The sequence below is a fragment of the Alkalihalobacillus sp. R86527 genome, from assembly GCF_042466185.1.
Lineage (GTDB): Bacteria > Bacillota > Bacilli > Bacillales > Guptibacillaceae > Guptibacillus.
In genome coordinates this window covers 3,460,132-3,474,552 of record NZ_JAXHBW010000001.1, presented here as the reverse complement: position 1 = coordinate 3,474,552, position 14,421 = coordinate 3,460,132, and the positions used below count along the sequence as shown (strand labels likewise).

Genomic DNA, 14,421 nt, shown 5'->3' with positions numbered 1-14,421 from the left:
CTATGTATACAAAAGACGTGCAGATCTCACATCTGCACGTTTTTACTTATAGAATTTTACTTAGAAATGCTTTTGTACGTTCATTTTGTGGGTTTTGAAAAATCTCTTCTGGGACATTCTCTTCAACAATATAGCCACCATCCATGAATAAAACTCGGTCACCAACTTCCCTTGCGAAGCCCATTTCATGAGTTACGACAACCATCGTCATCCCTTCTTTTGCAAGCTGTTTCATTACTTCGAGAACTTCTCCAATCATTTCAGGGTCAAGAGCTGAAGTCGGTTCATCAAACAGCATCACGCTTGGTTCCATAGCTAATGCTCTCGCGATCGCGACACGCTGTTTTTGACCTCCAGATAGCTCACCAGGGTAGCTATTTGCTTTCTCTGCTAGTCCTACTTTGTGAAGTAATTCCAATGCTTGTTCCTTAGAAGCTTGTTTATTGTTTCCTTTGACTTTAATAGGAGCGACCGTGATATTCTCAAGAACAGTCTTATGCGGGAAGAGGTTAAAATGCTGGAAGACCATTCCAACATCTTGCCGAACTTTGTTGATTTTGGTCTTAGGATCAGCGATGTCATGTCCATTCACAATGACGCTGCCACCTGTGATATCTTCTAATTTATTCAAACAACGAAGAAACGTACTTTTGCCAGAACCTGATGGACCAACAACACAGACGACTTCTTTTTCTTTAATCTCAGTGTTTATTTCTTTTAATACTTCTAAATCCCCGAAGGACTTTTTTAAGTTTTTGACCTGAATGATACTCATGTAGTAGAACCCCTCTCGACAAAACTCTTAATACCCTTTGGTAAGGTAGTGAAGAATAGCCCCATTATACCAACTTTTCTTCTAAAATTGAAAGAGGAAGGAGGAGGCTCAGGTGTTCGTCCGCGGAAAGTATCCACTCATTATCTTCTTTGGAAAAGTGCCCTAAATAAAAAGACCGGTATTCTCGCGCTTTTTATTTTCTACACCAGTTGTTGGAACTTTCATGATTGAAAAATCATTTTAGAGGGAAGATAATTTTGTGGTCTAGATATTTTTTTGTGAAATCAGACATCTTTCCTTTTTCTTTTGTAAGCACTCATGTATAATTATCAATGTACATTTGTTCAAAGTATATTTTACTAAATTTCACTATAAAAAAAGGAGTGTATACATATGACAACAAATCAAATGGATTCACTTGCAGTAAATACAATTCGTACGCTTTCCATCGATGCAGTTGAGAAAGCAAATTCCGGACACCCTGGAATGCCGATGGGAGCAGCTCCGATGGCATATACATTATGGAGCCAGTTCATGGACCATAGTCCATCAAATCCTGATTGGTTTAACCGTGATCGCTTTGTGCTATCAGCAGGACATGGCTCAGCACTTCTATATAGCATGCTTCATTTGTTCGGGTATGACGTTAGCATGGAAGACTTGAAGACTTTCCGCCAGTGGGGTAGTAACACACCAGGACACCCTGAATATGGTGAGACTCCAGGGGTAGATGCTACGACTGGTCCATTAGGACAAGGTCTTGCGATGTCAGTTGGTATGGCTATGGCAGAGCGTCACTTAGCTGCGACTTACAATAGAGATGAGTTTAACGTTATTGATCATTACACATATAGCATTTGTGGTGATGGAGACTTAATGGAGGGTGTTTCTTCTGAATCAGCTTCATTAGCTGCTCACCTTAAACTTGGACGTCTGATCGTCATGTATGATTCAAATGATATTTCTCTTGATGGAGACTTGAATCAGTCATTCTCTGAAGATGTTCAGAAGCGCTATGAAGCGTACGGCTGGCAAGTAATCCGCGTTGAAGATGGTAACGATATGGCTGCGATTGCTGACGCATTGAAGCAAGCAAAGAATAACACTGATCAGCCAACTATGATCGAAGTGAAAACGACGATTGGATATGGTTCTCCTAACAAAGGTGGAAGTAACACTTCTCATGGTGCCCCACTTGGAGCGGATGAAATTTCTCTAGTAAAAGAGAATTACAACTGGGCTTACGAAAATGAATTCCATATTCCTGAAGAAGTGAAAAGTGTTTTCGCTGAAATTAAAGAAAATGGAGATAAGAAAGAAAAGCAGTGGAATGAACTTTTCGCTAGCTATGAAGAGAAGTACCCGGAACTTGCTGCTCAGTTGAAAGCAGCGATGAAAGGTGAGCTTCCTGAAGGCTGGGATAGTGAAATTCCTTCATATGAAAAAGGTACGAGCACCGCTTCTCGTGCAGCATCCGGTGAAGTACTGAATGCAATTGCGAAAAACAATCCACAAATCTTCGGTGGATCTGCTGACCTTGCATCTTCTAATAAGACGATGCTTAAAGATGAGAAAGATTTCTCAGCAGCGGATTATAGCGGAAGAAACATCTGGTTTGGTGTACGTGAGTTTGGAATGGCATCAGCCCTAAATGGTATGGCACTTCATAAAGGTCTTAAAGTATTTGGAGCTACATTCTTTGTATTCTCTGACTACCTGCGTCCTGCTTTACGTTTATCAGCATTGATGGGTGTACCTGCAACTTATGTCTTCACTCATGATAGTGTAGCGGTTGGTGAAGACGGTCCTACACATGAACCTGTAGAACAACTTGCTTCTCTTCGTGCTATGCCTGGTCTTTCCATTATCAGACCAGCTGACGGAAACGAAACAGCTGCAGCTTGGAAAGTAGCCCTTGAAACATCAACTAATCCTACAGCACTTGTTCTATCTCGTCAGAATTTACCTGTTGTGACTGATTCTCACGAACAAGCATACGAAGGCGTAAAACGTGGTGCTTATATTGTGGAAGGTAGCAATAACTCTGATGCTCTTCTCCTTGCATCTGGTTCTGAAGTTGGCCTTGCTGTTGAAGCACAGAAGCTTCTTGAGAGAGAAGGAATTACTGCTTCGGTAGTAAGTATGCCAAGCTGGGATCTATTCGAACAGCAACCAGAAGACTATAAGAAAACAGTTCTACCTGATGATGTATCCGTTCGTCTTGGTATTGAGATGGGCGCATCCATGGGCTGGGACCGTTATGTTGGAGACAAAGGTGATGTTCTAGCGATCGACCGCTTTGGAGCTTCAGCACCAGGAAACACTGTCATCAAAGAATTTGGTTTCACTCCAGAAAACGTTGTTAAAAGAGTAAAAGCAATGCTATCAAGATAACACTTGAGAGGCTTTCAGAAGGCGAAAAGGTCTTTCTGAAAGCCTTTTTTATAGGGTTTGACGATGGCAAATAAATATGAAATTACAGGTGTTGCTATGGATAAGGGAAAACTTGAAAAGGTTGTAGAGGCTGCCCGGTTATACTATCAGCTTGATTTCAGTCAGCAAGAAATCGCAAGTAAGCTGTCGGTTTCGAGGCCAACCGTATCCAGGTTATTAAAACAGGCTAAAGCGGAAGGTGTCGTAGAGATAACCATTCATGATCCATCTGAAGATGTACATCGATTAAGTTCAGAGCTCGTAGAAGCTTTCGATCTGATCGATGCTGAAGTTGCAATTGTTCCTCAGTTCGAAGAAGGCGTTGTGAAGCATCACGTTGGGAAGACTGCTGCATTGTTTCTTAATGAGACGATTCAAGATAATGACTTGATCGGTGTGTCATGGGGAACAACCCTTAATGAAATGGGAAAAAATCTACGTCATAAACTCCTGAAAAATGTTTCAGTGGTCCAGTTAAACGGAGGGATTAGCTACTCAGAAACCAATACATATGCATACGAAGTCATTCAAATGCTCAGCCGCTCTTTCCATGCGGCAAGTCACTTCTTGCCTGTACCGGCTATCGTAGATCAACTGCTTGTGAAGGAGACGATGGAGGCTGATCGACATATCAGGAAAGTACTCGATATGGGACGAGATGCTAATGTAGCCTTGTTCAGTGTTGGAATACCGACAAAAGAATCAGTTATCGTGCAAGCTGAGTATGTAACAGAGGAAGAATTAGAGGTCATTCATTCACGCTCTGTCGGTGAGATATGCTCGCGCTTTTTTGATGAGAACGGTCGACTAATTCATAAGAATTTAAACGATCGAACAATTGGTATCGATCTTGAAGAACTTTCCAAAAAGGAAAAGTCGATCTTGGTAGCAGGAGGGCCTAAGAAGGTGGAAGCTATATATGGAGCACTAAAGGGTGGGTTTGCGAACATTCTTGTTACTGATCAATATACAGCTCGAGCTTTACTTGAATTGAAAGGGGAGAGAAATCAGCAATGAAAGTGACGGTTCTAGGTCCCTGGGGAGGTTACCCAAAAGCCGGTGAGGCTAGCGCGGGTTATCTTGTTCAGAAAGAAGGATTTAACTTACTAGTGGATTGTGGAAGTGGTGTATTGGCACAATTGCAGCATTACTTGCCTGTAGAAGAGATCGATGCTGTCATCATTAGTCACTATCATCCAGACCATATTGCGGATATCGGTGTTTTGTATCATGGCAGACTCATACAGTCTAAAATCAGTAAGGAACTTCCTGAGTTGCCGATTTATGCGCACCCGCATAATAAAGAGGAGTTTAACAAACTGAGTCATGAACCTTATACAGTGGCAAAACCATATAAGGAAGATGAAGAGCTCAAAGTTGGTCCATTTACGATTACATTTCTTAAGACAGCACATCCCGTAACATGCTTCGCGATGAGAATAAGTGATGGTGAAAAGGATATGGTCTTTACTGCAGATTCAAGTTATTTGAAAGAGTTTGAAGAGTTCGCAAGGGGTGCCGATCTTCTACTATGTGAATGTAATTTATACAGTCATATGGATGGGTCTAAGATGGGTCATATGAATAGTATAGATGCCGGAACGATAGCAAAAGCAGCTAATGTTGGAACGCTCATGCTAACCCACCTTCCACACTTTGGTGTATTAGAAGAATTAGAGAAGGATGCGAAACAGTATTTCGATGGAAAAGTTGTACTCGCAGCAAGTGGTTTAACCTGGGAAGAATAAAAAAGGACTGAAGGAGTCTCCTTCAGTCCTCAGCTTGTAGAGGAACCCCAGGTTCTTCTACAAGCTTTTTTTGTTGGTTTGTATTTTGAGGTCGTTTTTTTGAATTTTAATGTTAGTAATATGAAAAAAACTCTCCTTCACCTAGCTCACCCGGTCTAAGTGAAGGGCAATCTTCTTCATATTTTGACAGGCGGCAGTCAGTAACGCTTGTTCTCGCACTTTTTGTTTTCCACGCAAGCGACAATAACGCAGCCCATGCAGTTCTTTTGAATCTGCGAAGCTACGCTCAACCTTCTCTTTTCTCATGCGATAAATCCACTTTCCCTCATTGGAAAGTCGGTTCTGACGAACCTTTTCTTTTGCCCCTTCCCACACATGGCGTGTGATGGTTTTCTGGTGCTTCTGGTTCTCAGTGCACTGTGCCAGAAGAGGACAAGTCTTACATTTCGTGGGGTCCGACTTATAGTGACGATACCCTTCTCGGTCCGTCGTCGCGTACGCCAGTGCCTCACCCTGAGGACAAACATATCGATCGAGGTTTTCATCATATTTGTATTTCCATTTCGGAAGAAATCCTTTTTTACTTTGGTAGCGACGATGAGCGATAACGCCAAATACGTTTCGTTGTTCGAGTCCGTGACAAATAGGGGCTGTTAAGTATCCTGCATCTAGACCGACTGCTTCTACTTTAAAACCGAAGCGTTTTACCTGGCGGTCTAACCGTTGTAAATAAGGTTTGGAGTCGTGAATATTACCTGGAGTAATATGGACGTCGGTAATGATGTTGAATTTCATATCTGTGGTGCGATGATCTAAGTAAAAGAAACCTTCAGGTTTATGTTCTCGATATAAATAACCACTCTCAGGATCAGTATGACTGACTTTGATTTCCTTCGTCTTATTCACCTCCTTCTTTTCTTTTAGAGGCTTTTTTCCATGATCAGACCTGTCCTGTTCCACTGCTTCATTGAGTTCATCTATATAGTCGGCCGTTTCTACATGAACGTCTTTCCTGGAGAACTTTTTCTTATTCGCGCTCGCTTTTAGATGTGTGGAATCGGTGTAGAGAACTCGTCCTGACACCATTCGATGGTTCATAGCCTGGTGGACGACCTCATCAAAAACCTCTTGGAAAATATCCGTTTCATTAAAACGCATTCTGCGATTCCAGCTAATCGTAGAGTGATGGGGTACGGCGTCGGTTAAATTCAATCCGAGGAACCACCGGTACGCGACATTCGTTTGAATTTGACGCTCTAATTCGCGTTCAGAGCGAATGCCGTAAATATATCCAATAAACATCATCTTAAATAATACTAGGGGATCAAGGGATGGACGGCCGTTGTCTTCACAATAATAAGGACGGACTTTTTCAGGGATAAAGGAGAAATCTATGTAGTGGTCGATCTTACGTAATAAGTGGTTATCAGGGACAAGTTCATCAATCGTTACCATTTCTAATTCATTCTGCCGATCTTTCTTAGATTGAAACATTACATCACCGCCTAAAAAGAATCTATCTCTAGCTTAACAAAAGGGTGAAATAAAAAAAGGCAAAAAAAATAGGTTGTCGAGACTTTCTCGACAACCTGAGGACTGAAGGAGTCTCCTTCAGTCCTTTTAAAGTATTAGTCAAGATTGTTGGAATCAAGTTTACCATTCATATCCATCAAGAAACCAATCTCTCTTCCAAGCAGGCGTGCGATCTCCTTACACTTCTTTTCACCTTCTGCTTTAATTTGCTCTATCGTTAAGCTCGAATTTAAGCTTGAAGCACCTACAATTACAGGGATATCCCCTTTTTCATAATACACAATCTTCATTTGTGCCCCTCCTCATTTGCGTTTACTAGAAGTATTCGAAGCGTAGGAAAAAAGAACGGGGAGGAATCGCATGACATTTTATGGAGATGGTGCTTTTTTGCTTAGTTTAAGACAATTCATTACAATAGAATGAGAACAAACTGGAGGGAACATGATGCGATTTATAGATAACGAAAATATTATGGATGCCGGGATCAACCTAGCGATCGAAGAATACATCCTTAAAGAGCTTGACCCTGAAGAAACCTATCTTCTTTTTTATTCAATGAACCCTACTGTTATCGTAGGGAAAAATCAAAACACAATCGAACAAATCGATACAACCTACATACGTGAGAATGATGTTGCTGTTATTCGACGTCTTTCTGGAGGCGGCGCTGTGTACAACGATCCAGGTAATTTAAGTTTTAGTATCATCACGAAAGATGATGGTAATAGTTTTCATAACTACAAGAAGTTCACAGACCCTGTGGTAAAAGCACTCCATAAGATGGGCGTAGATGCTGAATTAAGCGGACGAAATGACCTTCTCGTAAATGGGAAGAAAATATCTGGCAATGCCCAGTTCTCTACAAAAGGAAGAATGTACAGCCACGGTACTTTAATGTTCGATGTTAATCTAGAGAACGTTGTGAAAGCATTAAAAGTGAACAAAGAGAAAATTGAATCAAAAGGAATCAAGTCGATCAGAAGTCGCGTAACGAATATAAGTGAACATATGGATGAGGACATGACGCGTGAGGAATTTAAACAAAAGCTTCTTCAATCAATTTTCGAAGAATATGACGAAGTGCCTACTTATCAGCTTACAGAAGACGATTGGGATGAAATTAACAGTATTGCAGATAAGCGATATAAAAACTGGGATTGGAATTATGGGCGCTCACCGAAATTCAATGTTCAGCACTCAAAAAGGTTCCCGATTGGGTCGATCGACGTCCGTCTAGAAGTGAAAAAAGGGTACATTAAGCAAGCAACCATTTTTGGCGATTTCTTCGGAGTTGGTGATGTGAAGGAGCTAGAAGAGCGACTCACAGATACAAAGTATGAACCAGAGTCCATTAGAGGTTCGCTTAAAGGTTTAGATGTAAAACATTATTTTGGGAACATATCAGAAGAAGAGTTTATAAATCTTCTTTATTAGGCGATAGGAGCTGGTATATCAGCTCCTATTTCGATTTGAACAGAGGTGGTATATCGCTTTCCTCTTGCTTGTTAATTTTTCTTCCAATATAATATATTTAGAAAATTAAAAATGAATGATTATTCATTCATACCAGGAGGAGAGCGAATGAATCTTTCGGAACAACTTACACAAGCGGCAGTATCTCATCCGGAAAAACAGGCGTATATTTATGAGGATCATGCCGTAACGTATGAACAGCTTGACCAGAAAGTATCTCTTTTCGCAGCGAACCTTGCCGCTGAGAATATTACTAAAGGCGACCATGTTGCATTGATACTGGGGAACTCACCAGAATTTATCATCAGTTATTATGGAGCATTAAGAGCTGGGGCAGTCGTTATTCCAATAAACCCGATCTATACCCCTAATGAGATTGGCTACTTGCTACATAATGGTGATGTGAAAGCTATCGTAACGCTAGAGCAGGCATTACCACTTGTTGAAGGGATGGCGGGTCAACTTCCTGAAGTAAAACTCGTTACCTTTGTAGGTGAAGCGACTAATGAAAAGTTTTTATCAAACATTAAAATGAAACCGTTTGCAATGATGGTTAGTGATGAAGGCAACAAGGTACCATCATTTCATACGGAAGAAGACGATCTCGCTGTCATCCTCTACACTTCTGGGACAACGGGGAGACCCAAAGGTGCAATGCTATCTCACAAAAATATAGTGAGCAATGCTTCTGACACTGCAGATTATTTGGAGTTTAACTCTAATGATGTTGTTATTACTGCCCTACCTATGTTCCACGTATTTTGTATGACTGTTTCTATGAATGCGCCTCTAATTGCAGGAGGTACCCTCCTAATCTTGCCGAAGTTCAGTCCTCAAGAAGTTTTCCGTGTTGCAGAGAAGTATAAAGCAACTGTCTTTGCAGGTGTTCCTACCATGTATAATTTTCTCTTTCAATTCCCAGAAGGCCGAGCGGAGTATTTTAAGCATGTAAGAATATGTATATCTGGTGGTTCTCCATTACCAGTGGCACTACTACATCGCTTTGAAGAGAAGTTCAATGTTAAGGTATCTGAAGGGTATGGCTTATCTGAAGCAGCACCCGTTACGTGCTTTAATCCATTAGATCGTCCGAGGAAGCCAGGTTCTATCGGAACCAATATTACGAATGTCGTAAATAAGGTCGTTGATGAACTTGGAAAAGAAGTTTCTCCTGGAACTGTTGGTGAGCTGATTGTGAAAGGGCCTAACGTGATGAATGGCTATTACAAATTACCAGAAGACACTTCTGCGACAATTAGAGAAGGATGGCTCTATACAGGCGACTTAGCGAAGATGGATGAAGATGGCTACTTCTATATCGTAGATCGTAAGAAAGACCTCGTGATCGTTGGAGGTTACAATGTTTATCCACGAGAAGTGGAAGAAATACTGTATCAGCATCCGAGCATTGTTGAGGCAGCTGTAGTTGGCGTTCCTGATCCTGATTTCGGTGAAGCCGTTCAAGCATTTGTAGTTACAAAGGATGAGCTCTCAGAAGATGAGGTTAAGAGTTATTGCAGAGAGAACCTCGCTAAATATAAATGTCCGACGATTGTGGAATTTATTGATGAACTACCAAAAAATACGACAGGAAAAATATTAAGAAAAGCGCTACGTAAGCATGTAAACGTATAGAAACGGTGCCGACTCGAGTTGAGTCGGTTTTTTATTTAGAAAAAATAGTCAGAAAATATTTGATATTTATATGACAATAAAATATAATGACGTTAAATAAACGTTATATCGGAGGTGTGTAGGAATGGAAGCTGTTTATCAGCAAAAGATCGATCATTTCATGGATCGAATTAATAATGGCGAGAAGATTGAAGCTGACGACTGGATGCCAGACGATTACCGCGAGGCATTGATCCGCCTGATTTCAATGCATGGAATCAGCGAAATTATGGGGGCACTTCCTGAGAAGGAATGGGTACCAAAGGCACCTACGCTTCATAGGAAATTAGCAATCATGGCAAAAGTTCAGGATGAAATGGGGCATGGTCAGCTTTTACTACGTGTTGCAGAAGATTTAATGGCACCGCTCGGTAAGAATAGAGATGACATTATGAAAGATTTATTCTCAGGTCGGTTAAAGTTTCATAATGTTTTTCATATGGAAGCTCCTACATGGGGGGATGCGGGAATCATTGCGTGGCTTGTAGATGGGGCTGCTATTATTTCTCAGACGATGATGCTCGGCACTTCTTATGGTCCTTATGGTAGAGCTTTAAAGCGGATTTGCGCTGAGGAGGTATTTCATGCGCAACACGGCGAGAGTATCATAATGGCGCTCGCTGAAGGAACAGAAGAACAGCGTGAACTTCTGCAGGATGCTCTAAACAGATGGTGGACGTCGCTATTAATGTTCTTCGGTCCTAAATCCAAAAATGAAACGGGTCATTCGAATCAAGATAAAAACATGCAGTATAAACTGCGTACGAAGACAAACGAACAGCTACGACAAGAGTTTTTGACGAAGTATGTACCGAGGGTTTGGTCATTAGGATTGACGATTCCAGATCCTACTCTACGATTCGATGAAGAGAAATCAGAGTGGGAATACGCAGATCCCGATTGGTCAGAGTTCAAAAAAATCGTCACTGGAAATGGACCTAAGTCCAAAGAACGATTAGCGCTTAGAGTACGATCTTATGAAATGAATAGTTGGGTGCGTGAGGCTCTTGGTAAAAGACCACAGCATATCTAGTGAGGTGTTTTGAAATGAGTGAAGCTGAAAAAGATTTCTATCAAGTATTCGAAGTGTTTAGCAAGAAAACTGATACCGCACCACTTCAGTACCAGTTCAGTCTCCTAGCTCCGAATCGTGAACTGGCTTTTATCATGGCCAAGGAAAACTTTTTCCGAAGAGAGCAACCGGCAGATATCTGGGTTGTGAAACGAGACGACATACGAACAATGACCCAAGAAGAGAGAGAAGGTATTAAGAATCTTGATAAAGCCTACCGAGAAACGAAAGGCTATGGCTACTTGAAGAAAAAGTGGAGAAAGTATGAACAGGAGCAGCTAACAGAAAAAGATATTATGGGAGGAGGGAAAACGTAATGGAGTCAGCGGAATATCGAAGTAGTCTCATAGAATTGATTTACCAGCTTGCTGATGATGACTTTATTCTTTCATATCGAGGTTCTGAGTGGCTTGGGCTCGCTCCACATATCGAAGAGGATGTTGCGTTTTCTTCAATCAGTCAGGATCTAATGGGGCATGCTGCATTATATTTTTCTTTACTTGAGGAACTGGGTGAAGGAGATGCTGATAAATTAACGCATGATAGGTCACCCGAGAATTTTCATAATGCTGTTTTGTTGGAACTCCCAAACGGGCCTGGAAGTTATCTCGAAGAACCTAACTACGATTGGGCCTTCACTGTAGTAAGGAATTATTTCTACACGCTTGCAAAAAAGGTTCGCTTGAATTCGATTAAGGAAAACTCTTATGAAACCCTACAGCAGATTGTACAGAAGATTTCGATTGAGATGTCATACCATCTAATGCATTGGGAAACGTGGTTCGATCAATTGATAAACAGCACTCCAGAAGCAAAGAGAAAAATGACGGAGGCGGTCGACGTCGTCCTTATGGAAATGAAAGGTGTTTTCTCGTATGGACTTGATGGTGAAAAGATGGTTCGCCTTTCCTTAATAGAAAGTGAAGAAACCCTCATTCAGAGGTGGAGAGCGATTCTCAGCGAAAAGGTAGACTTTCCTCTTGAAATCGGAATGAGCTCATTAGAAGGAAGAAACGGTAATCATACTGATCATCTTGAACGAGCGTTATCAACACTTTCAGAAGTCTATCAATCTGTACCATCTGCGGAATGGTAGCTTGAGAGGAGCTTTGTTATGACAACGAGAAAGAAAGTTCTAGAGAAGCTTGATACGGTTAAAGATCCTGAAATTCCCTCCGTAAGTGTCGTGGACCTTGGTATTATTTATGATGTGAAGGTAGACGGTGGGAGAGTGGAAGTGGAGGCGATGCCTACATTTTCTGGATGTCCGGCTTTAGACATCATAAAGCGGGATATCAAAAATGCTATCGAAACGATAGAAGGAATCACATCAGTAGAAGTGAAATATATACGTGAACCGATATGGACCACTGCTCGTGTGACGGATAAAGGAAGGGTCCAGTTAAAAGAATTTGGAATAGCCCCTCCAGATGAGAAAATCGGAAGCGAATGGCGTGTTCCTTGCCCTTATTGTGACTCCGTATATACCACGATGGATAACATCTTCGGTCCAGCTGCATGTAGAAGTATTCTCTATTGTAAAAGCTGTAAAAACCCGTTTGAAGCCATGAAGCCAGTAGCAATATAATACAAACTGAAAGGTTGATGAAAAATGGTAAAAGTAATCGCATTGTACAAACAGCCGGAGAACAAACAGAAATTTGATGAGCACTATTTCAATACACACGCGCCTATCACTTCTAAGATTCCAGGATTAAAGAAAATGGAAGTAACAAGAATTGTTGGTTCTCCAATGGGAGAGAGTGAGTTTTATTTGCTTTGTGAAATGTACTATGAGGACCATGAATCGATGAAGGCAGGTATGAAGTCTCAAGAAGGAAAAGCATCTGGGAAAGACCTGATGGGCTTTGCTGGGGATCTCGTTACGTTAATGATCGGGGAAGAAGTACACGAAACCGCAAATACTAAGCAATAGAAAAGGGGCGCGAGGATGTACGAAACGATTGAATACGAAGTACGGGACCACATCGCGTGGATCCGCCTAAATCGACCAGACAAAATGAATGCGTTTACAATGCTGATGAATAAGGAAGTCCAGGAAGCAGTGGAGCGAGGAGAAGCTAATCAAGACGTTCGCTGTATTGCCATTACGGGTAACGGAAGGGCATTTTGCGCAGGACAAGATTTGAAAGGTGTGGACGAGGAACTTGATCACGGTGATGTGCTCAGGTCCGCTTATAACCCGATGGTCAAGCAAATCGTGAACTGTGAGAAGCCTGTTGTTGCAGCCGTTAATGGAGTAGCCGCTGGTGCTGGAATGAGTCTTGCACTTGCGTGTGATTTTCGTGTAGCTAATGAGAATGCTAGTTTTATTGAGGCTTTTGTACATGTTGGTCTTGTGCCAGACTCTGGAAGCATGTACTTTTTACCGCGATTGATCGGGCATGCTAAAGCTCTTGAGCTCGCGATGCTCGGTGATAAGGTGAGCGCGTCCCAAGCGAAAGACCTTGGAATGGTTAATGATGTGTATTATATGGAAGATTGGGATGAAGGTGTTAACAAATTTACTGAGCGCTTATCAAGTCTACCTCCAAAAGCAGTTTCACTCATTAAACAGGGAATGGCAAAAAGCTGGGATAGTAGTCTTGAGGAAGTTCTAGAATTTGAAGCCGACGCTCAAGCTAAGGCAGGTCAAACAGACGATCATCGTGAGGGTGTGAAAGCATTCATAGAGAAAAGACGTCCGGTGTTTCAAGGGTCATAATAGTATAGAGAAGAAGGAAATAGGGGGAAATATCGAGAATAGATGTAGGGAAAGGGGTCCTGGAGGTTGGTTGGAAATCCACATCAACTGCCAGGCTCTTTCCTATGTACTTAACTAGAGGAGGAAATAAATTGGCTGTTGTTACATATGAAGTAAAAAACCACATAGGATACGTTACATTGAATCGTCCAGATGTTTTAAACTGCTTTAACTATGAAACACTATCCGTGCTTCAAGGTATTATTGACGAGATTTATACGGACAAGAATGTGCGGGTTGTTATTTTTATGGGCGCAGGTGAAAAGGCTTTCAGCGCAGGAGCAGATTTGAAAGAAAGACGTTCGCTATCTGAAAGTGAAGTGAAGAGAAACGTTAAGAAGATCCGTGAAGTCTTTTCGTCAGTTGAAGCTCTTCCCCAACCAACGATTGCAGCAATTAACGGATATGCTTTCGGTGGTGGGTTTGAATTAGCACTAGCTTGCGACTTCCGATATGCAGTTGAAGGGACCAAAATGGGATTGACTGAAACGAGTCTAGGAATCATTCCAGGTGCCGGTGGAACACAAAGACTACCAAGACTGATCGGGTCTGCGAAGGCGCTTGAGCTTGTATTAACTGCGAGAAAATTAACTTCGGAAGAAGCCTTAGATTATGGCATACTAAATGGCGTGGTGAAGTCAGAAGAGCTTCTCAGTAAATGTGAAGACCTTGCTTCTGAAATATGCAAGAATGCGCCGGTTGCTGTCCAGCAAGCTAAATTCGCGGTTCGCGAAGGGATGAATGTAGATCGTCACACTGGTATGGCGATCGAATCGAAAGCGTACGAAGTAACCATTCCTACAAAAGACCGTTTAGAGGCTCTTGATGCTTTTGCTGAGAAGAGAAGGCCTGAGTTCAAAGGAGAGTAATGAGTTGCGATGTCCTCCGCGCTCTGGTAGTATAACATCATATTTAGGATGCGTTTTAAAAGCGGTATACCTTGAGCGGA

15 protein-coding genes are annotated in these 14,421 nt (G+C 41.7%); 12 read left to right on the top strand and 3 right to left on the bottom strand.

What is annotated here, in order from left to right:
- Positions 1-46: 46 nt before the first annotated feature.
- Entirely contained in the window at positions 47-775 is a 729-nt protein-coding gene (locus SJY16_RS18100) for an amino acid ABC transporter ATP-binding protein (protein WP_377891380.1), read from the bottom strand.
- Positions 776-1,168: 393 nt separating this feature from the next.
- Here SJY16_RS18100 and tkt point away from each other — a divergent pair, with 393 nt between their 5' ends.
- The 3 genes from tkt (at position 1,169) to SJY16_RS18085 (ending at position 4,956) form a co-directional block, all read left to right on the top strand.
- The gene (tkt, locus tag SJY16_RS18095; RefSeq protein ID WP_377891378.1) at positions 1,169-3,169 is read left to right on the top strand and encodes a transketolase; all 2,001 of its coding nucleotides are present in this window, start codon (positions 1,169-1,171) and stop codon (positions 3,167-3,169) included.
- A gap of 96 nt (positions 3,170-3,265) precedes the next feature.
- Complete coding sequence (locus SJY16_RS18090; RefSeq protein ID WP_377892329.1) at positions 3,266-4,225, top strand: DNA-binding transcriptional repressor DeoR; 960 nt, start codon at positions 3,266-3,268, stop codon at positions 4,223-4,225.
- On the top strand, positions 4,222-4,956 hold the full coding sequence (locus SJY16_RS18085; protein WP_377891376.1) for an MBL fold metallo-hydrolase: 735 nt from the start codon (positions 4,222-4,224) through the stop codon (positions 4,954-4,956). The genes SJY16_RS18090 and SJY16_RS18085 overlap by 4 nt, the downstream gene beginning before the upstream one ends.
- A gap of 141 nt (positions 4,957-5,097) precedes the next feature.
- Here SJY16_RS18085 and SJY16_RS18080 read toward each other — a convergent pair whose 3' ends face one another.
- Complete coding sequence (locus tag SJY16_RS18080; protein ID WP_377887949.1) at positions 5,098-6,450, bottom strand: IS1182 family transposase; 1,353 nt, start codon at positions 6,448-6,450, stop codon at positions 5,098-5,100.
- Between the two features lie 134 nt (positions 6,451-6,584).
- Positions 6,585-6,779, bottom strand: a complete 195-nt coding sequence (locus SJY16_RS18075; RefSeq protein WP_224884683.1) for a hypothetical protein — start codon at positions 6,777-6,779, stop codon at positions 6,585-6,587.
- Positions 6,780-6,933: 154 nt separating this feature from the next.
- Between SJY16_RS18075 and lplA the strand changes: the two genes are divergently transcribed.
- The 9 genes from lplA (at position 6,934) to SJY16_RS18030 (ending at position 14,341) form a co-directional block, all read left to right on the top strand.
- A complete protein-coding gene (gene lplA, locus SJY16_RS18070; RefSeq protein ID WP_377892326.1) occupies positions 6,934-7,923 on the top strand; it encodes a lipoate--protein ligase in 990 nt (329 codons plus the stop codon).
- Between the two features lie 147 nt (positions 7,924-8,070).
- Entirely contained in the window at positions 8,071-9,597 is a 1,527-nt protein-coding gene (locus SJY16_RS18065; RefSeq protein ID WP_377891374.1) for a fatty acid--CoA ligase family protein, read from the top strand.
- 124 nt (positions 9,598-9,721) lie between these two features.
- Entirely contained in the window at positions 9,722-10,669 is a 948-nt protein-coding gene (gene paaA, locus SJY16_RS18060; RefSeq protein WP_377891372.1) for a 1,2-phenylacetyl-CoA epoxidase subunit PaaA, read from the top strand.
- Between the two features lie 14 nt (positions 10,670-10,683).
- Positions 10,684-11,025: a 1,2-phenylacetyl-CoA epoxidase subunit PaaB gene (gene paaB / locus SJY16_RS18055; protein WP_377891370.1), complete on the top strand. Its 342-nt coding sequence runs from the start codon at positions 10,684-10,686 to the stop codon at positions 11,023-11,025.
- Complete coding sequence (gene paaC, locus SJY16_RS18050) at positions 11,025-11,804, top strand: 1,2-phenylacetyl-CoA epoxidase subunit PaaC (protein ID WP_377891368.1); 780 nt, start codon at positions 11,025-11,027, stop codon at positions 11,802-11,804. The genes paaB and paaC overlap by 1 nt, the downstream gene beginning before the upstream one ends.
- An 18-nt stretch (positions 11,805-11,822) precedes the next feature.
- Positions 11,823-12,296: a 1,2-phenylacetyl-CoA epoxidase subunit PaaD gene (gene paaD / locus SJY16_RS18045; RefSeq protein WP_377891367.1), complete on the top strand. Its 474-nt coding sequence runs from the start codon at positions 11,823-11,825 to the stop codon at positions 12,294-12,296.
- A gap of 24 nt (positions 12,297-12,320) precedes the next feature.
- Positions 12,321-12,644, top strand: a complete 324-nt coding sequence (locus SJY16_RS18040; RefSeq protein ID WP_224884670.1) for an EthD family reductase — start codon at positions 12,321-12,323, stop codon at positions 12,642-12,644.
- A gap of 15 nt (positions 12,645-12,659) precedes the next feature.
- Entirely contained in the window at positions 12,660-13,433 is a 774-nt protein-coding gene (locus tag SJY16_RS18035; protein ID WP_377891365.1) for an enoyl-CoA hydratase-related protein, read from the top strand.
- Positions 13,434-13,564: 131 nt separating this feature from the next.
- Positions 13,565-14,341 carry an enoyl-CoA hydratase-related protein gene (locus SJY16_RS18030; RefSeq protein ID WP_377891363.1) on the top strand — a complete coding sequence of 259 codons (777 nt, stop codon included), beginning with the start codon at positions 13,565-13,567 and terminating at the stop codon, positions 14,339-14,341.
- Positions 14,342-14,421 lie beyond the last annotated feature (80 nt).